Raw genomic sequence first — 21,587 nt, 5'->3', positions numbered from 1 at the left:
GCCTGTTTCATTCCGCCCGATAGCAAAATTCGGGCAAAGCATCCCCGTGTAGCGCCATAAACGGGCTACGGGAGAAAAGGTTGAAATCAATTCATGGTGTTCAGGGTTCGAAAGCCATGCAGCATTCCTGCAAGGCAGTCCACTCCTGACGTTGCGCCAAATTGCATGACCCGTTCAGCACAAGATGCGATGGTCATTGCCGATGCGCCCCCAACCAGTTGTGCGAGTAACTGGCAAATCGGTTCTGAAAAATGTCCCTGAAGCGCACGCTCCAGATAATGACGACTAATATCCGTGGTGTTGTGTGCATGTTGGTTAATTGCCTGCCGCAACCGGTATTGATGATCGGCAAGTGGTGCAGGTAGTTGCCATAACCAGAGTGCCGCCAGATAGCCCAGCAAATAGTCATCACCATCGGGCGTTAAGCCTTTGCCAAAGCCGATCAGTTGTGGCACCTGGCGTTCCAGCGCATCTGGATGTTCCATAATCTCTAATCCCTCGTGCATGAGGCTATCCGGCAGGTGCAATGTGCTTTGAACGTTATGCTCCAGACAAAATAAAAGCCGTTGCGATGCCATTGTTGGGTAGTGCTGTAAAACCAAAGGGAACGCCTCAAGTGTCAACATTCCCCCCACAAATGGCGGCTGCCAGAGTGTTGTGTTATGAAGCACCACGTAAAAGCGAGGTGTTTGTAGCAAGCCAGGGGTTAACTGAACAGGATCTGAACGGGCGATCTCTCTTCGCCAGTCCCAACGCTCAGGCAGGATGACTCTGGCGGCATCAGGGAGATTCAGATACGTTTGCGCACACAGCAGGGTGATGAATGTTCCCGCTTCTGAAGACAGATTTACCGCATGCTTAAAAGCACTATGCAGACGTAAATTTTGCGTTTCATTCCGCGGAAAAAGATACCCCAACGACGATGCGCAAAGCGTAACCTGTACCATCGGTGTTAGCCTTCCAGACCTGCAATAATGGCTTTGGAATCAGTTACCCAACCGAAAATGGCACCTTGTGCTTTGATCATTTCCAGGGCGTATTTCTGGAATTCCGGGAAATAGGAGCCAACACAATCTTCCGGGATGATGCATTCATAGCCACGGTCATTTGCTTCGCGCACGGTGGTGGTTACGCAAACTTCGGTAGTCACACCACAAACAATCAGCGTCTTGATACCGTGGTTTTGCAAAATCAGATGTAAGTCGGTTTGATAAAAAGCGCCTTTGCCAGGTTTATCAATCACCGGTTCGCCTGCTACCGGGTACAGTTCAGGAATGATGTCATGACCTGCTTCACCTCTGACCAGAATGCGTCCCATCGGTCCTGGTTCACCAATAAAGGTTTTACCACCGCGTGTCAGTTTGGCTGGTGGGCAGTCGCTTAAGTCAGCGCGATGGCCTTCACGGGTATGAATAACCATAATTCCTTTCTGACGTGCGGCTGCCAGCACCTCTGTACATGGCGCGATAGCCGTGCGAACCAGTGAAACATCATTACCCAATGCCTCACCGAAGCCTCCTGCCTCGACAAAGTCACGCTGCATGTCGATCATGACCAGTGCAGTCGTACACGGATCAAAAGGTAATTCAAAGGGTTGGGCCTGAAAAATGGATTGCGTCATGGTAAATCTCCTGTCTGATGTTTAAACGATCCGGTTGTTCTGAGAGCGAGTATTCAGGAGAAAAGCGGTATAAAACAGGAAAAAAGTTTGCCGCACAGCAACGAAATTTTTGCATTCAGCAGGTGGTGTGATGACGAATGTGAAGGGGGTCAAATAGTGGCATACAGCAACAAATTTTTTGATGCTGTATGTTTTTGAGATTAAAAAAATCGTTGAAATTGTGTGAGCTTAATCATCAGATTTAGCGGCAATGGCGTTACTTTTTAACACCATACTGCGTAAACCATTCCAGCATTCGCTGCCAGCCGTCTTGCGCAGACTCGGCATGATAGCTCGGGCGATAATCGGCGTTGAATGCATGTCCGGCATCCGGGTAAACGATAATCTCCGCTTTCGCGTTCGCTGCCCGCAGCGCCTGGCGCATGGTTTCAACGCTCTCCTGCGGAATGCTGTTATCCTGACCGCCGTACAGCCCGAGAACCGGGGCATTAAGGTCAGTCGCGATATCAACAGGCTGTTTCGGTGAATTTAATGTTTTGTCGCCCGTCAGTTTGCCATACCACGCTACTGCCGCTTTCAGTTGCGGGTTATGCGCGGCATACAGCCAGGCGATTCGCCCACCCCAGCAAAATCCAGTGATCATTAAGCGATGCACATCACCGCCATTGCGTGACGCCCAACTGGCGACGTGATCGAGATCGGCAAGCACCTGTGAGTCAGGTACTTTTTCTACCAGACCACTTAACAGCGTCGGGATGTCGGTGAAATCATTCGGATCGCCTTCGCGGAAGTAAAGTTCTGGTGCGATAGCCAGATACCCCTCCAGCGCCAGACGGCGACAAATGTCGCGGATATGTTCATGCACACCAAAAATTTCCTGCACTACAATGACCACAGGTAGTGGGCCATCGCTCTGCTTTGGACGAGCATGATAAGCAGGCATGTTATCCCCTTGTGAAGGGATAGAGGTGAACCCTGCCACAATCGTATCGTCCGGGGTATGAACAATTGTTGAGGCGAGGGGTGATGCAGCAGGTGCAAATCCGGATTGTTGTGTTGTTGTCATGGGATTCTCCGTACCCTTATGAAAATTTTGCGCAATGTTAACTATAGTCAGCGTGCAACAATTCACATTGCCTCAAATGGCTCATCTTTTAAGCAGCCTTACTGACTTAAGAGCAAATTATGTGATTTAAGTCACTTTTGATGAGTAAATGTATGCAACACATTTGCATCATAGTGATGATTATCACGAAAAAATGTTAATCCCTTCGGTAAAGTATCTTTTTGCTTCTTCTGACTAAACCGATTCACAGAGGAGTTGTATATGTCCAAGTCTGATGTTTTTCATCTCGGCCTCACTAAAAACGATTTACAAGGGGCTACGCTAGCCATCGTTCCTGGCGACCCGGATCGTGTGGAAAAGATCGCCGCGCTAATGGATAAGCCGGTTAAACTGGCATCTCACCGCGAATTCACCACCTGGCGTGCAGAGCTGGATGGTAAACCTGTTATCGTTTGTTCTACCGGTATCGGTGGTCCGTCGACTTCTATTGCCGTTGAAGAACTGGCACAGCTTGGCATTCGCACTTTCCTGCGTATCGGTACGACTGGCGCTATTCAGCCGCATATTAATGTTGGTGATGTACTGGTTACTACGGCGTCTGTTCGTCTGGATGGCGCGAGCCTGCATTTCGCACCGCTGGAATTCCCGGCAGTGGCTGATTTCGAATGTACTACCGCGCTGGTTGAAGCAGCGAAGTCTATTGGTGCAACCACTCACGTGGGTGTGACTGCCTCTTCTGACACTTTCTACCCGGGCCAGGAACGTTACGACACTTATTCTGGCCGTGTAGTCCGTCACTTTAAAGGCTCTATGGAAGAGTGGCAGGCGATGGGCGTAATGAACTATGAGATGGAATCTGCAACTCTGCTGACCATGTGTGCAAGCCAGGGCCTGCGTGCCGGTATGGTAGCTGGTGTTATTGTTAACCGCACCCAGCAAGAGATCCCGAATGCTGAGACGATGAAACAAACCGAAAGCCATGCGGTGAAAATCGTGGTGGAAGCGGCGCGTCGTCTGCTGTAATTCTCTTCTCCTGTCTGAAGGCCGATACGTTCGGCCTTTTGTATTTTTGCGTAGCGCCTTGCAGGAAATGCCTTTCCAACTGGACGTTTGTACAGCACAATTCTATTTTGTGCTGGTAAGTTGTTGCGTCAGGAGGCTTTGTGGATTTCTCAATCATTGTTTATGCCATTATTGCACTGGTCAGTGTGGCCATCGGCTGGCTGTTTGCCAGTTATCAACATGCACAGCAAAAAGCCGAGCAACTAGCCGAACGTGAAGAGATGGTTGCGGAGTTAAGTGCGGCAAAACAACAAATTACCCAAAGTGAGCACTGGCGTGAAGAGTGTGAACTACTCAATAACGAAGTGCGCAGCCTGCAAAGTATTAACACCTCGCTGGAGGCCGATCTGCGTGAAGTGACCACGCGGATGGAGGCCGCACAGCAACATGCTGACGATAAAATTCGCCAGATGATCAACAGCGAACAGCGTTTAAGCGAGCAGTTTGAAAACCTCGCTAACCGTATTTTTGAACACAGCAATCGCCGGGTTGATGAACAAAATCGCCAGAGTCTGAACAGCCTTTTGTCGCCGCTGCGTGAACAACTGGATGGTTTTCGCCGTCAGGTTCAGGACAGTTTTGGTAAAGAAGCACAAGAACGCCATACCCTGACCCACGAAATTCGCAATCTCCAACAACTCAACGCCCAAATGGCCCAGGAAGCAATCAACCTGACACGGGCGCTAAAAGGCGACAATAAAACCCAGGGTAACTGGGGCGAAGTGGTATTAACGCGAGTACTGGAGGCTTCCGGGTTGCGTGAGGGGTATGAATATGAAACCCAGGTCAGCATCGAAAATGACGCCCGCTCGCGGATGCAACCAGATGTCATCGTGCGCTTACCACAGGGGAAAGATGTGGTTATCGACGCCAAAATGACGCTGGTCGCGTATGAACGCTACTTCAATGCGGAAGACGACTACACCCGCGAAAGCGCATTGCAGGAACATATCGCGTCGGTGCGTAACCATATCCGCTTGTTGGGGCGTAAAGATTATCAGCAGCTTCCGGGGCTAAGAACCCTGGATTACGTGCTGATGTTTATCCCCGTCGAACCGGCATTCTTACTGGCGCTGGACAGGCAGCCGGAGCTAATCACCGAAGCGTTGAAAAACAATATTATGCTGGTTAGCCCCACCACGCTGCTGGTGGCGTTGCGTACTATCGCCAACCTGTGGCGTTATGAGCATCAAAGCCGTAACGCTCAGCAAATCGCTGATCGTGCCAGCAAGCTGTACGACAAAATGCGCCTGTTTGTTGATGATATGTCTGCGATTGGTCAAAGTCTGGATAAAGCGCAGGATAACTATCGCCAGGCGATGAAAAAACTTTCTTCAGGTCGCGGAAATGTGCTGGCGCAGGCAGAAGCGTTTCGTGGTTTAGGGGTAGAAATTAAACGCGAGATTAATCCGGATTTGGCCGATCAGGCGGTAAGCCAGGACGAAGAGTACCGATTGCGGTCGGTTCCGGAGCAGCCGAATGGTGAAGCTTATCAACGTGATGATGAATATAATCAGCAATCGCGTTAGCCCATTAGGGGTAGCTAAGCCGGGTAGAAATCTAGGGCAACGACGCCCAATCTGTTACACTTCTGGAACAATTTTTTGATGAGCAGGCATTGAGATGGTGGATAAGTCACAAGAAACGACGCACTTTGGTTTTCAGACCGTCGCGAAGGAACAAAAAGCGGACATGGTCGCCCACGTTTTCCATTCCGTGGCATCGAAATACGATGTCATGAACGATTTGATGTCCTTTGGTATTCATCGTTTGTGGAAGCGATTCACGATCGATTGTAGCGGCGTACGCCGTGGGCAGACCGTGCTGGATCTGGCTGGCGGCACTGGCGATCTGACGGCGAAATTCTCCCGCCTGGTCGGTGAAACTGGCAAAGTGGTCCTCGCTGATATCAATGAATCCATGCTCAAAATGGGGCGCGAGAAGCTGCGTAATATCGGCGTGATTGGCAACGTTGAGTATGTTCAGGCAAATGCCGAGGCTCTACCGTTCCCGGATAACACCTTTGATTGCATCACCATTTCGTTTGGTCTGCGTAACGTCACTGACAAAGATAAAGCGCTGCGTTCGATGTATCGCGTGCTGAAACCCGGCGGTCGTCTGCTGGTGCTTGAGTTCTCGAAGCCGATTATCGAGCCGCTAAGCAAAGCTTATGACGCTTACTCCTTCCATGTGTTGCCGCGTATTGGCTCGCTGGTGGCGAATGACGCCGACAGCTACCGTTATCTGGCAGAATCCATCCGTATGCATCCCGATCAGGATACCCTGAAAGCCATGATGCAAGATGCCGGATTCGAAAGTGTCGATTATTACAACCTGACGGCTGGCGTTGTGGCGCTGCACCGTGGTTATAAGTTCTGACAGGAGTACGACTATGCCTTTTAAACCTTTAGTGACGGCAGGAATAGAAAGTCTGCTCAACACCTTCCTGTATCGCTCACCCGCGCTGAAAACTGCCCGCTCGCGTCTGTTGGGCAAAGTATTGCGCATAGAGGTAAAAGGCTTTTCGACCTCGCTGATTTTGGTATTTAGCGAACGTCAGGTCGATGTTCTGGGAGAATGGGCGGGTGATGCTGATTGCACCGTCATTGCTTATGCCAGCGTGTTACCGAAACTCCGCGATCGCCAGCAGCTTGCCGCGTTAATCCGCAGCGGCGAGCTGGAAGTGCAGGGCGATATTCAGGTAGTACAGAACTTCGTTGCACTGGCAGATCTCGCGGAGTTTGACCCAGCGGAGCTGCTGGCTCCTTATACTGGTGATATCGCTGCCGAAGGTATCAGCAAAGCCCTGCGTGGTGGCGCGAAGTTCCTGCATCACGGTATTAAACGCCAGCAACGTTATGTGGCTGAAGCAATTACCGAAGAGTGGCGTATGGCGCCAGGTCCGCTTGAAGTGGCCTGGTTTGCGGAAGAGACAGCCGCCGTTGAACGTGCCGTTGATGCGCTAACCAAACGGCTGGAAAAACTGGAGGCAGTTTAATGACGCCAGGTGAAGTACGGCGCCTGTATTTCATCATTCGCACTTTTTTAAGCTACGGACTTGATGAACTGATTCCTAAAATGCGTATCACTTTGCCGCTGCGGTTATGGCGATACTCATTGTTCTGGATGCCGAATCGGCATAAAGATAAACCATTAGGCGAGCGGCTACGACTGGCGCTGCAAGAACTGGGTCCTGTATGGATCAAGTTTGGGCAGATGTTATCGACCCGCCGCGATCTTTTCCCGCCGAATATTGCCGACCAACTGGCGTTATTGCAGGACAAAGTCGCACCGTTTGATGGCAAACTGGCGAAAGCACAAATTGAAGCGGCGATGGGCGGCTTGCCGGTGGAAGCGTGGTTTGATGATTTTGACATTACGCCCCTGGCATCGGCTTCCGTTGCGCAGGTACATACTGCGCGGCTGAAATCGAATGGCAAAGAGGTGGTGATTAAAGTTATCCGCCCGGATATTTTGCCGGTTATTAAAGCGGACCTGAAACTTATTTATCGTCTCGCCCGCTGGGTGCCGCGCTTACTGCCGGATGGACGTCGTCTGCGCCCAACTGAAGTGGTTCGCGAGTACGAGAAAACGTTGATCGACGAACTGAATTTGTTGCGGGAATCCGCTAACGCAATCCAGTTGCGGCGCAATTTTGAAAACAGCCCGATGCTCTACATTCCGGAAGTTTACCCTGACTATTGCAGCGAAGGGATGATGGTGATGGAGCGCATCTACGGCATTCCGGTTTCTGATGTCGCGGCGCTGGAGAAAAACGGCACCAACATGAAATTGCTGGCGGAACGCGGCGTGCAGGTGTTTTTTACTCAGGTCTTCCGTGACAGTTTTTTCCATGCCGACATGCACCCAGGCAACATCTTCGTAAGCTTCGAACACCCGGAAAACCCGAAGTATATCGGTATTGATTGCGGGATTGTTGGCTCGCTAAACAAAGAAGATAAACGCTATCTGGCGGAAAACTTTATCGCCTTCTTTAACCGTGACTATCGCAAAGTGGCGGAGTTGCACGTTGATTCAGGCTGGGTGCCGCCAGATACCAACGTGGAAGATTTTGAATTTGCCATTCGTACCGTGTGCGAGCCTATCTTTGAAAAACCGCTGGCGGAAATTTCGTTTGGACATGTGCTGTTAAATCTGTTTAATACGGCGCGTCGATTCAACATGGAAGTGCAGCCGCAACTGGTGTTACTTCAGAAAACGTTGCTCTATATCGAAGGCGTTGGACGGCAACTTTATCCACAGCTCGATTTATGGAAAACTGCAAAACCCTTCCTTGAATCGTGGATTAAAGATCAGGTTGGTATTCCTGCGCTGGTGAGAGCCTTTAAGGAAAAAGCGCCGTTCTGGATCGAAAAAATGCCAGAACTGCCTGAATTGGTTTATGACAGTTTGCGCCAGGGCAAGTATTTACAGCACAGTGTTGATAAGATTGCGCGCGAGTTACAGTCGAATCATGTGCGTCAGGGACAATCCCGTTATTTTCTCGGAATTGGTGCGACATTAGTATTAAGTGGCACATTCTTGTTGGTCAGCCGACCTGAATTTGGGTTGATGCCCGCCTGGTTAATGGCGGGGGGGCTGAGCGCCTGGTTTGTCGGTTGGCGCAAAACACGCTGATTTTTTCATCGCTCAAGGCGGGCCGTGTAACGTATAATGCGGCCTTGTTTAATCATCATCTACCACAGAGGAACATGTATGGGTGGTATCAGTATTTGGCAGTTATTGATTATTGCCGTCATCGTTGTACTGCTTTTTGGCACCAAAAAGCTCGGCTCCATCGGTTCCGATCTTGGTGCGTCGATCAAAGGCTTTAAAAAAGCAATGAGCGATGATGAACCAAAGCAGGATAAAACCAGTCAGGATGCTGATTTTACTGCGAAAACTATCGTCGATAAGCAGGCGGATACGAACCAGGAACAGGCTAAAACAGAAGACGCGAAGCGCCACGATAAAGAGCAGGTGTAATCCGTGTTTGATATCGGTTTTAGCGAACTGCTATTGGTATTCATCATCGGCCTCGTCGTTCTGGGGCCGCAACGATTGCCTGTGGCGGTAAAAACGGTAGCGGGCTGGATTCGTGCGTTGCGTTCACTGGCGACAACGGTGCAGAACGAACTGACCCAGGAGTTAAAACTCCAGGAGTTTCAGGACAGCCTGAAAAAGGTTGAAAAGGCGAGTCTCACTAACCTGACGCCCGAACTGAAAGCGTCGATGGATGAACTGCGCCAGGCCGCGGAGTCGATGAAACGTTCCTACGTCGCAAACGATCCTGAAAAGGTGAGTGATGAAGCGCACACCATCCATAACCCGGTGGTGAAAGACAATGAGGCTGCGCATGAAGGCGTCACGCCTGCCGCTGCGGAAACTCAGGCCAGTTCGCCGGAACAGAAGCCAGAAGCCACGCCAGAGCCGGTGGTAAAACCTGCTGCGGACGCTGAACCGAAAACCGCTGCATCTTCCCCTTCATCGAGTGATAAACCGTAAACATGTCTGTAGAAGATACTCAACCGCTTATCACGCATCTGATTGAGCTGCGTAAGCGTCTGCTGAACTGCATTATCGCGGTGATCGTGATATTTCTGTGCCTGGTCTATTTCGCCAATGATATCTATCACCTGGTATCCGCGCCGTTGATCAAGCAGTTGCCGCAAGGTTCAACGATGATCGCCACCGACGTGGCCTCGCCGTTCTTTACGCCGATCAAGTTGACCTTTATGGTGTCGCTGATTCTGTCAGCGCCGGTGATTCTCTATCAGGTGTGGGCGTTTATCGCTCCCGCGCTGTATAAGCACGAACGTCGTCTGGTGGTGCCGTTGCTGGTTTCCAGCTCTCTGCTGTTTTATATCGGTATGGCGTTTGCCTATTTTGTGGTCTTCCCGCTGGCATTTGGCTTCCTTGCCAATACCGCGCCAGAAGGGGTACAGGTGTCCACCGACATCGCCAGCTACTTAAGCTTCGTTATGGCGTTGTTTATGGCGTTTGGCGTCTCCTTCGAAGTACCGGTGGCAATTGTGCTGCTGTGCTGGATGGGGATTACCTCTCCAGAAGACTTACGCAAAAAACGCCCGTATGTGCTGGTTGGCGCATTTGTTGTCGGGATGCTACTGACGCCGCCGGATGTCTTCTCGCAAACGCTGCTGGCGATCCCGATGTACTGCCTGTTTGAAATCGGTGTCTTCTTCTCACGCTTTTACGTTGGTAAAGGTCGAAACCGGGAAGAAGAAAACGACGCTGAAGCAGAAAGCGAAAAAACTGAAGAATAAATTCAACCGCCCGTCAGGGCGGTTGTCATATGGAGAGCAGGATGTTTGATATCGGCGTTAATTTGACCAGTTCGCAATTTGCGAAAGACCGCGATGATGTTGTGGCACGCGCTTTTGCTGCGGGTGTTGATGGGCTACTCATCACCGGCACTAACCTGCACGAAAGCCAACAGGCGCAAAAACTGGCGCGTCAGTATCTGCACTGTTGGTCAACGGCAGGCGTGCATCCTCACGACAGCAGCCAGTGGCAAGATGCAACAGAAGAAGTGCTTGTGGAGCTGGCCTCGCAGCCAGAAGTGGTGGCGATGGGTGAGTGTGGCCTCGACTTTAACCGCAACTTTTCTACGCCAGAAGAACAGGAACGTGCCTTTGTTGCCCAGTTGCGTATTGCCGCAGAATTAAACATGCCGGTGTTTATGCACTGTCGCGATGCCCATGAGCGGTTTATTACATCGCTGGAGCCGTGGCTGGATAAACTACCTGGCGCGGTGTTGCACTGTTTTACTGGCACACGCGAAGAGATGCAGGCATGTGTGGCGCGAGGCATTTATATTGGCATTACTGGTTGGGTTTGCGATGAACGACGCGGACTGGAACTGCGAGAACTGTTGCCGTTGATTCCGGCAGATAAACTACTGATTGAAACTGATGCACCGTATTTGCTCCCGCGCGATCTCACGCCGAAGCCATCCTCCCGGCGCAACGAGCCAGCCTGTTTGCCCCATATTTTGCAACGTATTGCGTACTGGCGTGGGGAAGATGCCGCATGGCTGGCTGCCACCACGGATGCCAATGTCAAAAAGTTATTTGGGATTGCGTTCTAGAGTTTGCGGAACTCGGTGTTCTTCACACTGTGCTTAATCTCTTTATTGATAAGATTAAGCAAGAGCATAGAGCGTGCCTCACCGTCGGGTTCGGTGAAAATGGCCTGAAAACCTTCGAAAGCACCTTCGGTAATAATCACCTTATCACCTGGATATGGCGTTGCCGGATCGACAATGTCTTTCGGTTTATACACCGATAACTGATGAATCACCGCCGATGGGACTATCGCTGGCGATGCGCCAAAACGGACAAAGTGGCTGACACCCCGAGTGGCGTTGATGGTGGTGGTATGAATCACTTCTGGATCAAATTCCACAAACAGGTAGTTGGGGAACAATGGCTCACTGACTGCAGTACGTTTGCCTCGTACGATTTTTTCCAGGGTGATCATCGGCGCCAGGCAATTAACCGCCTGTCTTTCGAGGTGTTCCTGGGCACGTTGGAGTTGCCCGCGCTTGCAGTACAGTAAATACCAGGATTGCATAATGACTCTTATCCGTTTAATCGGGGCGCAAGAATAGCAAAAGCGATGCGTTAAGTTAATTATATTCCCGGGTTTGCGTTATACCGCCTGAGTTCACGCTAATTTAACAAATTTACAGCATCGTAAAGATGAACGCCGTATAATGTGCGCAGATTAAGAGGCTACAATGGACGCCATGAAATATAACGATTTACGCGACTTCCTGACCTTGCTTGAACAGCAGGGTGAGCTAAAACGTATCACGCTCCCGGTGGATCCGCATCTGGAAATGACTGAAATAGCCGACCGCACATTGCGTGCCGGTGGACCTGCGCTGTTGTTTGAAAATCCTAAAGGTTATTCAATGCCGGTGCTGTGCAACCTGTTTGGTACGCCGAAACGTGTCGCTATGGGTATGGGGCAAGAGGATGTTTCGGCGTTGCGAGAAGTCGGTAAATTATTAGCGTTTCTGAAAGAACCGGAGCCGCCAAAAGGCTTTCGCGATCTGTTTGATAAGCTGCCGCAGTTTAAGCAGGTGTTGAACATGCCGACGAAACGGTTACGTGGTGCGCCCTGTCAGCAAAAAATTGTTTCTGGTGATGATGTCGATCTCAACCGCATTCCCATTATGACCTGCTGGCCGGAAGATGCTGCTCCGTTGATTACCTGGGGGTTGACGGTGACGCGGGGGCCGCACAAAGAGCGGCAAAATCTTGGCATTTATCGCCAGCAGTTGATTGGTAAAAACAAGCTGATTATGCGCTGGCTGTCGCACCGCGGCGGTGCGCTGGATTATCAGGAGTGGTGCGCGGCGCATCCGGGTGAACGTTTTCCGATCTCTGTTGCTCTGGGGGCTGATCCTGCGACGATTCTCGGCGCGGTGACGCCAGTGCCGGATACGTTGTCGGAATACGCCTTTGCCGGATTGTTACGTGGCACCAAAACCGAAGTGGTGAAGTGCATTTCTAATGACCTCGAAGTACCTGCCAGTGCAGAAATCGTGCTGGAAGGGTATATCGACCCGGGTGAGATGGCTGCAGAAGGCCCATATGGTGACCACACGGGTTACTATAATGAAGTTGATAGCTTCCCTGTCTTTACCGTAACGCACATTACCCAGCGTGAAGATGCGATTTACCACTCCACCTATACCGGTCGTCCGCCAGATGAACCTGCGGTGTTGGGCGTGGCGCTGAACGAAGTGTTCGTGCCGATTCTGCAAAAACAGTTCCCGGAAATTGTTGATTTTTATCTGCCGCCGGAGGGCTGCTCTTATCGACTGGCGGTAGTGACGATCAAAAAACAGTACGCTGGACACGCAAAGCGCGTCATGATGGGCGTCTGGTCGTTCTTACATCAGTTTATGTACACTAAATTTGTGATCGTCTGCGATGATGATGTCAACGCACGCGACTGGAACGATGTGATTTGGGCGATTACTACCCGCATGGACCCGGCGCGGGATACGGTGCTGGTTGAAAATACGCCTATTGATTATCTGGACTTTGCCTCGCCTGTTTCCGGGCTGGGTTCAAAAATGGGGCTGGATGCCACGAATAAATGGCCAGGGGAAACCCAGCGTGAGTGGGGGCGTCCTATCAAAAAAGATCCGGATGTTGTTGCGCATATTGACGCAATCTGGGATGAACTGGCCATCTTTAACAACGGTAAAAGCGCCTGATGCGCGTTTGTTTTGCCCTATTTATTGATCCGACAGAGAAAGCGCATGACAACCTTAAGCTGTAAAGTGACCTCGGTAGAAGCTATCACGGATACCGTATACCGTGTTCGAATCGTGCCAGATGCGGCCTTTTCATTCCGTGCAGGTCAGTATTTGATGGTAGTGATGGACGAGCGCGATAAACGCCCATTTTCAATGGCCTCAACGCCTGATGAAAAAGGATTTATCGAGTTGCATATCGGTGCTTCTGAAATCAATCTTTACGCGAAAGCTGTCATGGACCGCATCCTTAAAGATCATCAAATCGTAGTCGATATCCCCCACGGTGAAGCCTGGCTGCGCGATGATGAAGAGCGTCCAATGATTCTTATTGCCGGCGGCACGGGCTTCTCTTATGCCCGTTCTATTTTGCTGACGGCGCTGGCGCGTAATCCCAATCGTAATATCACTATTTACTGGGGCGGGCGTGAGCAGCAACATCTGTACGATCTTTCTGAGCTTGAGGCGCTTTCGCTTAAGCATCCTGGTTTACAAGTGGTGCCGGTGGTTGAACAGCCGGAAGCGGGTTGGCGAGGGCGTACCGGTACGGTATTAACGGCGGTGTTGCAGGATCACGGTACGTTAGCAGAGCATGATATCTATATCGCTGGACGTTTTGAGATGGCGAAAATCGCCCGAGACCTGTTCTGCAATGAGCGTAATGCGCGGGAAGATCGCCTGTTTGGCGATGCGTTTGCGTTTATCTAAGGGTTAAAAAAACCCGCCCCTGACAGGCGGGAAAAACGGCAACTAAAGCTTTATTCAGTGGCATTACTCTATGTCGCGTCTTATCCGGCCTACAAAGAGTCCTGAACCGTAGGCCGGATAAGGCGTTCACGCCGCATCCGGCAAGTGTTTAAACCCGCTCAAACACCGTCGCAATGCCCTGACCCAGACCGATACACATCGTCGCCAGACCAAACTGGGCATCTTTGCGTTCCATCAGATTCAGCAGCGTGGTGCTGATACGCGCACCGGAACAGCCCAGCGGATGACCCAGTGCGATCGCGCCACCGTTGAGGTTGATCTTCTCGTCAATCTGCTCCATCAGCCCCAGATCTTTAATACACGGCAGGATCTGCGCGGCAAAGGCTTCATTCATTTCAAACACGCCGATATCGCTGGCAGAAAGCCCCGCTTTTTTCAGCGCCAGCTTCGAGGCCGGAACCGGGCCGTAACCCATAATCGACGGGTCACAACCGACAACCGCCATCGAACGCACGCGGGCGCGTGGCTTAAGACCTAATTCACGGGCGCGGCTTTCACTCATCACCAGCATGGCTGCAGCACCATCGGAAAGCGCAGAAGACGTGCCCGCCGTTACTGTACCGCTGACTGGATCGAACGCCGCACGTAGCGTGGCGAGGGCTTCCACGGTGGTTTCCGGGCGAATCACTTCGTCGTAATTAAACTGCTTCAGTACACCGTCGGCATCGTGACCACCTGTCGGGATGATTTCATTTTTAAATGCGCCCGACTGCGTGGCGGCCCAGGCACGAGCGTGTGACCGTGCGGCAAAGGCATCCTGCATTTCACGGCTGATACCGTGCATACGCGCCAGCATTTCTGCCGTTAAGCCCATCAGGCCCGCCGCTTTGGCAACATTGCGGCTAAGACCCGGGTGAAAATCGACACCGTGGCTCATTGGTACATGACCCATATGTTCCACACCGCCGACCAGACATGCCTGCGCATCGCCAGTCATGATCATTCGTGCCGCGTCGTGCAATGCCTGCATGGATGAACCACACAAGCGATTGACGGTAACCGCCGGGACGGAATGCGGCACTTCTGCCAACAGCGCCGCGTTACGGGCGATGTTGAAACCCTGCTCCAGCGTTTGCTGCACACAACCCCAGTAAATATCGTCGAGAGCCGCTGCTTCCAGCGCCGGATTACGCGCCAGTAGACTACGCATTAAATGAGCGGAGAGGTCTTCCGCGCGCACGTGACGAAAAGCTCCGCCCTTCGAACGGCCCATCGGGGTGCGAATTGCATCGACAATGACAACCTGTTCCATTGTGACTCCTTAAGCCGTTTTCAGGTCGCCAACCGGACGGGCTGGCTCAACCGGGGGATAGTATGGTTCGTTATGGCGCGCTTTATTACGCAGACCTTCCGGCACTTCATACAGTGGGCCGAGGTGCTGATATTGCTGCGCCATATCGAGATATTTCGCGCTGCCGAGGGTGTCCAGCCAGCGGAACGCGCCGCCGTGGAACGGAGGGAAGCCCAGGCCGTAGACCAGCGCCATATCCGCTTCTGCCGGAGTGGCGATAATGCCTTCTTCCAGGCAGCGCACCACTTCGTTGACCATCGGGATCATCATGCGGGCGATAATCTCTTCCTCGCTGAAATCACGCTTTGGCTGGCTGACTTCTGCCAGCAGGCCGTCAACGGCGGAATCTTCTTCTTTCTTCGGCTTGCCTTTGCTGTCTTCTTTATAGCGCCAGAAACCGAGACAATTCTTCTGACCAAAGCGGTTGGCATCAAACAATGAATCGATGGCGTCGCGATAATCTTTCTGCATCCGCTGCGGGAAGCCCGCTGCCATCACTGCCTGGGCGTGATGCGCGGTATCAATCCCCACGACATCCAGCAGGTATGCCGGACCCATCGGCCAGCCAAACTGTTTTTCCATCACCTTGTCGATCTTGCGGAAATCCGCGCCGTCACGTAGCAACTGGCTGAAACCAGCGAAGTACGGGAACAGCACGCGGTTAACGAAGAAGCCCGGGCAGTCGTTAACTACGATCGGCGTCTTGCCCATCTTGCTTGCCCAGGCGACAACTTTTGCGATGGTTTCGTCGGAGCTTTTCTCACCGCGAATAATTTCTACCAACGGCATCCGGTGCACCGGGTTAAAGAAGTGCATCCCGCAGAAATTTTCCGGGCGTTCCAGCGCGTTGGCCAGTTCGCTGATAGGAATGGTTGAAGTGTTAGAAGCCAGCACGGTATCCGGACGTACTTTCTGCTCAGTTTCTGCCAGCACGGCTTTTTTCACTTTCGGGTTTTCAACAACCGCTTCTACCACAATATCCACGCGGTCAAACCCGGCGTAGTCGAGTGTTGGGTGAATCGTGGAGATCACGCCAGCCAGTTTCAGACCATCGATCTTGCCGCGCTCAAGCTGCTTGTTCAGCAGTTTCGCGGCTTCGGTCATGCCGAGGGTTAACGACTTGTCGTTGATATCTTTCATGACAACCGGCACGCCTTTCCACGCGGACTGGTAAGCAATGCCGCCCCCCATAATGCCCGCGCCCAGTACAGCGGCCTGTTTCGGTGTTTCAACGTCTTGGGTAAGCTTTTTCGCTTTGCCTTTTACATATTGATCGTTAAGGAAAATGCCGACCAGTGCGCGGGCTTCGTTGGTGTGCGCCAGCGGAACAAAGCTTTTGTTTTCCAGGTTTAAGGCTTCTTCACGACCAAAACGGGCGGCGGCTTCAATGGTTTTTACTGCGGTGATGGGGGCCGGGTAATGTTTCCCCGCTGTTTGTGCGACCATCCCTTTAGCGATGGTGAAGCTCATGGTGGCTTCAATCTTGCTAAGTTTCAGCGGTTCCAGCTTCGGCTGACGTTTCGCTTTCCAGTCGAGGTCGCCGTTAATGGCCTGGCGTAAAATTGCCATCGCGCCTTCAAGTAGTTTTTCTGCTTTGACTACGCCATCAACCAGACCGATTTTCAGCGCCTGTTCGGCCCCGACATCTTTACCGGCGGCAATGATTTCCAGCGCACTGTCAGCGCCCAGCATTCGTGGCATACGCACGGAGCCGCCAAAGCCCGGCATGATGCCAAGTTTGGTTTCCGGCAACCCGATACGCAGATCCGGCGTCGCCAGACGATAATCGGTCGCCAGCACGCATTCGCAGCCACCGCCCAGCGCGTAGCCGTTGACCGCGGCAATGGTCGGCACCGGCAGATCTTCCAGGCGATTAAACACGCTATTGGCAAAATGCAGCCACTGGCTTAATTGTTCTTCCGGAACGAGAAACAGCGATAAAAATTCGGTGATATCAGCACCGACAATAAAGGCTGCTTTGTTCGAACGCAGCAGCAGCCCTTTTAAATCTGATTGTTGTTCCAGCACGCCGATGGCCTCACCGAGGCTGGCGACGGTTGCAGTGTCGAGTTTATTAACTGAGCCTGGGGCATCGAACACCAGTTCGGCAATGCCATCTTCCAGCCAGTCAAGGTACAGGGTGTCGCCTTTGTAAAGCATGTCAGTCTCCTGAATCCGCAAGGTGATCTGGTCGTACCAGATGGCTTGAAGTGTGTGTTTTATGTTAAAAATATGCAAATAAAAGATTAAAGAAATGCCGTTCTGATCACGCTCGGCAGAAATCACGCTCTGTATGAACGTTGTGCTAAGATGCGGAGACTTAAGGTCAAAAAACAGAAGGGTAAAAAATGGAATCACTGGCCTCGCTTTATAAAAATCATATAGCTACCTTGCAAGAACGGACTCGCGATGCGCTGGCGCGCTTCAAGCTGGATGCATTACTTATTCACTCTGGCGAGCTGTTCAACGTTTTTCTCGACGATCATCCCTATCCGTTTAAAGTGAACCCGCAATTCAAAGCATGGGTGCCGGTAACTCAGGTGCCAAACTGCTGGTTGCTGGTGGATGGCGTGAACAAACCGAAACTGTGGTTTTATCTGCCGGTTGATTACTGGCACAACGTCGAACCGCTGCCGACCTCCTTCTGGACTGAAGATGTGGAAGTGATCGCGCTCCCGAAAGCTGATGGTATTGGTAGCCAACTGCCTGCCGCGCGCGGCAATATCGGTTATATTGGTCCGGTGCCGGAACGTGCGCTGCAACTGGGCATTGAGGCCAGCAACATCAACCCGAAAGGGGTCATTGACTACCTGCATTACTACCGTTCTTTCAAAACCGAGTACGAACTGACCTGTATGCGTGAAGCGCAGAAAATGGCGGTCAATGGTCATCGCGCGGCAGAAGAAGCCTTCCGTTCCGGTATGAGCGAGTTCGATATCAACATCGCCTACCTGACCGCGACCGGCCATCGTGATACCGACGTACCTTACAGCAACATTGTGGCGCTTAACGAACATGCTGCGGTGTTGCATTACACCAAACTGGATCATCAGGCGCCGGAAGAGATGCGCAGCTTCCTGCTGGACGCCGGGGCCGAATATAACGGCTATGCGGCTGACCTGACTCGTACCTGGTCGGCAAAAAGCGACAATGACTATGCGCAACTGGTGAAAGACGTTAATGATGAACAACTGGCGCTGATCGCCACCATGAAGGCGGGTGTCAGCTATGTGGATTACCACATCCAGTTCCATCAGCGCATCGCTAAACTGTTGCGTAAACACCAAATCATCACTGATATGAGTGAAGAAGCGATGGTCGAAAACGATCTTACCGGGCCGTTTATGCCGCACGGTATCGGGCATCCGCTTGGCCTGCAGGTGCATGACGTAGCCGGTTTTATGCAGGATGATAGTGGTACGCATCTCGCGGCACCGGCAAAATATCCGTACCTGCGCTGCACTCGTATTCTCCAGCCGGGGATGGTGTTAACCATTGAACCGGGTATCTACTTCATCGAATCGCTGCTGGCTCCGTGGCGTGAAGGGCAGTTCAGCAAACACTTCAACTGGCAGAAAATTGAAGCACTGAAACCGTTCGGCGGCATTCGTATCGAAGACAACGTGGTGATCCACGAAAATAACGTGGAAAACATGACCCGGGATTTGAAGCTGGCGTGATGGAAAGCTGGTTAATTCCTGCGGCACCGGTCACGGTCGTTGAAGAGATCAAAAAAAGCCGCTTCATTACGCTGTTGGCACATACCGATGGCGTCGAGGCGGCGAAAGCGTTTGTTGAATCAGTATGGGCAGAACACCCCGATGCTCGCCACCATTGCGTGGCGTGGGTGGCGGGGGCGCCTGACGATTCACAACAACTGGGCTTCTCCGATGACGGTGAACCGGCGGGAACGGCAGGTAAACCGATGCTCGCCCAACTGATGGGCAGCGGCGTTGGGGAAATTACCGCCGTGGTGGTGCGCTACTACGGCGGCATATTGCTGGGCACCGGTGGGTTAGTGAAAGCTTATGGCGGCGGCGTGAATCAGGCACTGCGCCAGCTAACGACCCAACGCAAGACGCCATTAACCGAATATACTTTGCAATGTGAATATAGTCAGTTAACCGGTATTGAAGCGTTGCTGGGGCAGTGTGACGGCAAAGTTATTACCAGCGATTATCAGGCATTCGTTCTGCTGCGGGGGGCGCTTCCGGCGGCGAAAGTGGCTGAATTTTCCGCAAAGCTGGCGGATTTTAGCCGTGGTTCATTGCAATTGTTAGCGATTGAAGAATAATCCCCACTTCATTTTGCAGAACTAAGGAAGCGGCAGAGATGCATTTTCGCGCCATAACCCGAATCGTTGGACTACTGGTCATCTTATTTTCAGGGACCATGATTATCCCTGGGCTGGTAGCGCTCATCTACCGGGATGGGGCGGGCCGCGCATTTACCCAGACCTTTTTTGTCGCCCTCGCGATTGGCTCCATGCTGTGGTGGCCGAACCGTAAAGAGAAGGGCGAGCTGAAATCCCGCGAAGGGTTTCTGATAGTGGTGCTGTTCTGGACCGTGCTGGGTAGTGTCGGTGCGCTCCCTTTTATCTTCTCGGAAAGCCCGAACCTCACCATTACAGATGCGTTTTTTGAATCCTTCTCCGGTCTGACCACCACAGGCGCAACGACGCTGGTGGGGTTGGACTCACTCCCTCATGCCATCCTCTTTTATCGCCAGATGCTGCAATGGTTTGGCGGGATGGGGATCATTGTGTTAGCAGTCGCGATACTGCCTATTCTCGGTGTAGGTGGAATGCAGCTCTATCGCGCGGAAATGCCCGGCCCGCTGAAAGATAACAAAATGCGCCCGCGTATTGCGGAAACGGCAAAAACTTTGTGGTTGATTTATGTTCTGTTGACCGTCGCCTGTGCGCTGGCGCTGTGGTTTGCTGGAATGGATGCCTTTGATGCCATCGGTCATAGCTTTGCGACAATCGCTATTGGTGGTTTCTCGACACATGATGCTAGTGTTGGCTATTTCGATAGCCCGACCATTAACACTATTATTGCTATTTTCTTGCTGATCTCCGGCTGTAACTACGGTCTGCACTTCTCGCTGTTAAGTGGGCGTAGTCTGAAGGTTTACTGGCGCGATCCGGAATTTCGCATGTTTATCGGCGTACAGTTTACGCTGGTGGTTATTTGTACACTCGTACTGTGGTTTCATAATGTCTACAGTTCGGCGCTGATGACGATTAACCAGGCATTTTTCCAGGTAGTGTCGATGGCGACGACCGCCGGGTTTACGACCGACAGCATTGCCCGCTGGCCGCTCTTTTTGCCGGTACTACTGTTGTGCTCTGCATTTATCGGTGGTTGCGCCGGGTCAACGGGCGGTGGCCTGAAAGTGATCCGTATCCTGTTGTTGTTTAAACAGGGGAACCGTGAGCTGAAACGTCTGGTGCATCCGAATGCTGTTTATAGCATTAAGCTAGGGAACCGCGCATTGCCGGAACGCATCCTTGAAGCCGTGTGGGGATTCTTCTCTGCTTATGCGTTAGTTTTTATTGTCAGTATGCTGGCGATTATCGCCACTGGCGTGGATGACTTTTCTGCCTTTGCGTCGGTTGTTGCGACATTGAATAACCTGGGGCCAGGGCTTGGTGTGGTTGCTGATAACTTTACCAGCATGAATCCGGTGGCTAAATGGATCCTGATTGCCAATATGCTATTTGGTCGTCTCGAGGTCTTTACATTGCTGGTGCTCTTTACCCCGACTTTCTGGCGTGAATGATGGAGTAATACGTGAAAACATTAATTCTTTTCTCAACAAGGGATGGACAAACGCGCGAGATTGCCTCGTATCTGGCTTCGGAATTGAAAGAACTGGGGAGCCAGGCGGATGTTGTCAACTTGCATCGCACCGAAGAACCAGAATGGGAAAACTACGACTGCGTGGTAATTGGTGCATCTATTCGCTACGGTCATTACCATTCTGCGTTCCAGGAGTTTGTCAAAACGCATGCCACACGCCTGAACTCCATGCCGAGCGCCTTTTACTCGGTGAACCTGGTGGCGCGCAAACCGGAGAAGCGTACTGTGCAGACCAACAGCTACGCGCGGAAGTTTTTGATGAACTCACAATGGCGTCCCGATCGCTGCGCGGTTATCGCTGGGGCGCTGCGTTATCCACGCTACCGTTGGTACGACCGCTTTATGATCAAGCTGATTATGAAGATGTCTGGCGGAGAAACGGATACGCGCAAAGAAGTTGTCTATACCGATTGGGAACAGGTAGCGAATTTTGCCCGAGAAATCGCCCATTTAACCAACAAACCGATGATGAAATAAGCATAAAGAATAAAAAACACGCATTCGGAAAATTATTTTAAATTTCCTCTTGTCAGGCCGGAATAACTCCCTATAATGCGCCACCACTGACACGGAACAACGGCAAATAAGCCGCCGGGTCAGCGGGGTTCTCCTGAGAACTTCGA

General features: G+C 51.8%; 21 protein-coding genes. 15 read left to right on the top strand and 6 right to left on the bottom strand.

The genetic code is table 11. The features are described 5' to 3' along the window. Nucleotides 1-86: 86 nt before the first annotated feature. From C0K55_RS18215 to C0K55_RS18205, 3 genes are all read right to left on the bottom strand, one after another. Nucleotides 87-947, bottom strand: coding sequence for a DUF2877 domain-containing protein (locus C0K55_RS18215; protein WP_105266474.1), 861 nt, complete (start codon nucleotides 945-947; stop codon nucleotides 87-89). Nucleotides 948-952: 5 nt separating this feature from the next. Then, a complete protein-coding gene (locus C0K55_RS18210; protein ID WP_001517370.1) occupies nucleotides 953-1,621 on the bottom strand; it encodes a cysteine hydrolase family protein in 669 nt (222 codons plus the stop codon). 256 nt (nucleotides 1,622-1,877) lie between these two features. After that, entirely contained in the window at nucleotides 1,878-2,687 is an 810-nt protein-coding gene (locus tag C0K55_RS18205) for a dienelactone hydrolase family protein (protein ID WP_010377425.1), read from the bottom strand. A gap of 261 nt (nucleotides 2,688-2,948) precedes the next feature. On the opposite strand from C0K55_RS18205, the gene udp reads away from it, so the two are divergent. The 9 genes from udp (at nucleotide 2,949) to tatD (ending at nucleotide 10,857) form a co-directional block, all read left to right on the top strand. Then, nucleotides 2,949-3,710, top strand: a complete 762-nt coding sequence (gene udp / locus C0K55_RS18200) for a uridine phosphorylase (RefSeq protein WP_000045177.1) — start codon at nucleotides 2,949-2,951, stop codon at nucleotides 3,708-3,710. Nucleotides 3,711-3,850: 140 nt separating this feature from the next. Beyond that, nucleotides 3,851-5,278, top strand: coding sequence for a DNA recombination protein RmuC (gene rmuC, locus C0K55_RS18195; protein WP_000347690.1), 1,428 nt, complete (start codon nucleotides 3,851-3,853; stop codon nucleotides 5,276-5,278). A gap of 94 nt (nucleotides 5,279-5,372) precedes the next feature. Continuing rightward, on the top strand, nucleotides 5,373-6,128 hold the full coding sequence (gene ubiE / locus C0K55_RS18190; protein ID WP_000227958.1) for a bifunctional demethylmenaquinone methyltransferase/2-methoxy-6-polyprenyl-1,4-benzoquinol methylase UbiE: 756 nt from the start codon (nucleotides 5,373-5,375) through the stop codon (nucleotides 6,126-6,128). A 13-nt stretch (nucleotides 6,129-6,141) separates the two neighbouring features. Continuing rightward, a complete protein-coding gene (ubiJ, locus tag C0K55_RS18185; RefSeq protein ID WP_001116105.1) occupies nucleotides 6,142-6,747 on the top strand; it encodes a ubiquinone biosynthesis protein UbiJ in 606 nt (201 codons plus the stop codon). Further along, nucleotides 6,747-8,387 carry a ubiquinone biosynthesis regulatory protein kinase UbiB gene (ubiB, locus tag C0K55_RS18180; protein WP_000187550.1) on the top strand — a complete coding sequence of 547 codons (1,641 nt, stop codon included), beginning with the start codon at nucleotides 6,747-6,749 and terminating at the stop codon, nucleotides 8,385-8,387. The genes ubiJ and ubiB overlap by 1 nt, the downstream gene beginning before the upstream one ends. 78 nt (nucleotides 8,388-8,465) lie before the next feature. Further along, nucleotides 8,466-8,735, top strand: coding sequence for a Sec-independent protein translocase subunit TatA (gene tatA, locus C0K55_RS18175; RefSeq protein ID WP_001517367.1), 270 nt, complete (start codon nucleotides 8,466-8,468; stop codon nucleotides 8,733-8,735). Nucleotides 8,736-8,738: 3 nt separating this feature from the next. Next, a complete protein-coding gene (gene tatB / locus C0K55_RS18170; protein WP_000459603.1) occupies nucleotides 8,739-9,254 on the top strand; it encodes a Sec-independent protein translocase protein TatB in 516 nt (171 codons plus the stop codon). A gap of 2 nt (nucleotides 9,255-9,256) precedes the next feature. Beyond that, nucleotides 9,257-10,033 carry a Sec-independent protein translocase subunit TatC gene (gene tatC / locus C0K55_RS18165; protein WP_000109943.1) on the top strand — a complete coding sequence of 259 codons (777 nt, stop codon included), beginning with the start codon at nucleotides 9,257-9,259 and terminating at the stop codon, nucleotides 10,031-10,033. Nucleotides 10,034-10,074: 41 nt separating this feature from the next. Then, the gene (gene tatD / locus C0K55_RS18160; RefSeq protein WP_105266473.1) at nucleotides 10,075-10,857 is read left to right on the top strand and encodes a 3'-5' ssDNA/RNA exonuclease TatD; all 783 of its coding nucleotides are present in this window, start codon (nucleotides 10,075-10,077) and stop codon (nucleotides 10,855-10,857) included. On the opposite strand, the gene rfaH is transcribed toward tatD, so the two are convergent. Next, a complete protein-coding gene (gene rfaH / locus C0K55_RS18155) occupies nucleotides 10,854-11,342 on the bottom strand; it encodes a transcription/translation regulatory transformer protein RfaH (protein ID WP_001192396.1) in 489 nt (162 codons plus the stop codon). The two genes, tatD and rfaH, sit on opposite strands and share 4 nt — an antisense overlap. Nucleotides 11,343-11,508: 166 nt before the next feature. Between rfaH and ubiD the strand changes: the two genes are divergently transcribed. Then, a complete protein-coding gene (ubiD, locus tag C0K55_RS18150; RefSeq protein ID WP_105266472.1) occupies nucleotides 11,509-13,002 on the top strand; it encodes a 4-hydroxy-3-polyprenylbenzoate decarboxylase in 1,494 nt (497 codons plus the stop codon). A 45-nt stretch (nucleotides 13,003-13,047) separates the two neighbouring features. Next, the gene (fre, locus tag C0K55_RS18145; protein WP_001517365.1) at nucleotides 13,048-13,749 is read left to right on the top strand and encodes an NAD(P)H-flavin reductase; all 702 of its coding nucleotides are present in this window, start codon (nucleotides 13,048-13,050) and stop codon (nucleotides 13,747-13,749) included. Between the two features lie 148 nt (nucleotides 13,750-13,897). Here fre and fadA read toward each other — a convergent pair whose 3' ends face one another. Next, nucleotides 13,898-15,061 carry an acetyl-CoA C-acyltransferase FadA gene (gene fadA, locus C0K55_RS18140; protein ID WP_001517363.1) on the bottom strand — a complete coding sequence of 388 codons (1,164 nt, stop codon included), beginning with the start codon at nucleotides 15,059-15,061 and terminating at the stop codon, nucleotides 13,898-13,900. Nucleotides 15,062-15,070: 9 nt separating this feature from the next. After that, on the bottom strand, nucleotides 15,071-17,260 hold the full coding sequence (gene fadB / locus C0K55_RS18135; RefSeq protein ID WP_000965974.1) for a fatty acid oxidation complex subunit alpha FadB: 2,190 nt from the start codon (nucleotides 17,258-17,260) through the stop codon (nucleotides 15,071-15,073). Nucleotides 17,261-17,448: 188 nt separating this feature from the next. On the opposite strand from fadB, the gene pepQ reads away from it, so the two are divergent. The 4 genes from pepQ to hemG are packed head-to-tail and all read left to right on the top strand — an operon-like array spanning nucleotide 17,449 to nucleotide 21,441. Continuing rightward, nucleotides 17,449-18,780 carry a Xaa-Pro dipeptidase gene (gene pepQ, locus C0K55_RS18130; protein WP_001517361.1) on the top strand — a complete coding sequence of 444 codons (1,332 nt, stop codon included), beginning with the start codon at nucleotides 17,449-17,451 and terminating at the stop codon, nucleotides 18,778-18,780. Next, nucleotides 18,780-19,394 carry an IMPACT family protein gene (locus C0K55_RS18125; protein ID WP_105266471.1) on the top strand — a complete coding sequence of 205 codons (615 nt, stop codon included), beginning with the start codon at nucleotides 18,780-18,782 and terminating at the stop codon, nucleotides 19,392-19,394. The genes pepQ and C0K55_RS18125 overlap by 1 nt, the downstream gene beginning before the upstream one ends. A 38-nt stretch (nucleotides 19,395-19,432) precedes the next feature. Further along, a complete protein-coding gene (trkH, locus tag C0K55_RS18120; protein ID WP_000545680.1) occupies nucleotides 19,433-20,884 on the top strand; it encodes a Trk system potassium transporter TrkH in 1,452 nt (483 codons plus the stop codon). Between the two features lie 11 nt (nucleotides 20,885-20,895). Then, a complete protein-coding gene (gene hemG, locus C0K55_RS18115; RefSeq protein WP_000853977.1) occupies nucleotides 20,896-21,441 on the top strand; it encodes a menaquinone-dependent protoporphyrinogen IX dehydrogenase in 546 nt (181 codons plus the stop codon). Nucleotides 21,442-21,587 lie beyond the last annotated feature (146 nt).

Origin of the sequence: Escherichia sp. MOD1-EC6098 (genome assembly GCF_002965865.1) — a bacterium.
Lineage (GTDB): Bacteria > Pseudomonadota > Gammaproteobacteria > Enterobacterales > Enterobacteriaceae > Escherichia > Escherichia marmotae.
Note: the sequence above shows the minus strand (reverse complement) of the source record. Positions and strands in the feature narration are given on the sequence as shown.

Coding starts and splice junctions, on each gene's coding strand:
- C0K55_RS18215 (WP_105266474.1), bottom strand. CDS start 947: ATGGTACAGGTTACGCTTTGCGCATCGTCGTTGGGGTATCTTTTTCCG.
- C0K55_RS18210 (WP_001517370.1), bottom strand. CDS start 1,621: ATGACGCAATCCATTTTTCAGGCCCAACCCTTTGAATTACCTTTTGAT.
- C0K55_RS18205 (WP_010377425.1), bottom strand. CDS start 2,687: ATGACAACAACACAACAATCCGGATTTGCACCTGCTGCATCACCCCTC.
- udp (WP_000045177.1), top strand. CDS start 2,949: ATGTCCAAGTCTGATGTTTTTCATCTCGGCCTCACTAAAAACGATTTA.
- ubiE (WP_000227958.1), top strand. CDS start 5,373: ATGGTGGATAAGTCACAAGAAACGACGCACTTTGGTTTTCAGACCGTC.
- ubiJ (WP_001116105.1), top strand. CDS start 6,142: ATGCCTTTTAAACCTTTAGTGACGGCAGGAATAGAAAGTCTGCTCAAC.
- ubiB (WP_000187550.1), top strand. CDS start 6,747: ATGACGCCAGGTGAAGTACGGCGCCTGTATTTCATCATTCGCACTTTT.
- tatA (WP_001517367.1), top strand. CDS start 8,466: ATGGGTGGTATCAGTATTTGGCAGTTATTGATTATTGCCGTCATCGTT.
- tatC (WP_000109943.1), top strand. CDS start 9,257: ATGTCTGTAGAAGATACTCAACCGCTTATCACGCATCTGATTGAGCTG.
- tatD (WP_105266473.1), top strand. CDS start 10,075: ATGTTTGATATCGGCGTTAATTTGACCAGTTCGCAATTTGCGAAAGAC.
- rfaH (WP_001192396.1), bottom strand. CDS start 11,342: ATGCAATCCTGGTATTTACTGTACTGCAAGCGCGGGCAACTCCAACGT.
- ubiD (WP_105266472.1), top strand. CDS start 11,509: ATGGACGCCATGAAATATAACGATTTACGCGACTTCCTGACCTTGCTT.
- fre (WP_001517365.1), top strand. CDS start 13,048: ATGACAACCTTAAGCTGTAAAGTGACCTCGGTAGAAGCTATCACGGAT.
- fadA (WP_001517363.1), bottom strand. CDS start 15,061: ATGGAACAGGTTGTCATTGTCGATGCAATTCGCACCCCGATGGGCCGT.
- fadB (WP_000965974.1), bottom strand. CDS start 17,260: ATGCTTTACAAAGGCGACACCCTGTACCTTGACTGGCTGGAAGATGGC.
- pepQ (WP_001517361.1), top strand. CDS start 17,449: ATGGAATCACTGGCCTCGCTTTATAAAAATCATATAGCTACCTTGCAA.
- C0K55_RS18125 (WP_105266471.1), top strand. CDS start 18,780: ATGGAAAGCTGGTTAATTCCTGCGGCACCGGTCACGGTCGTTGAAGAG.
- trkH (WP_000545680.1), top strand. CDS start 19,433: ATGCATTTTCGCGCCATAACCCGAATCGTTGGACTACTGGTCATCTTA.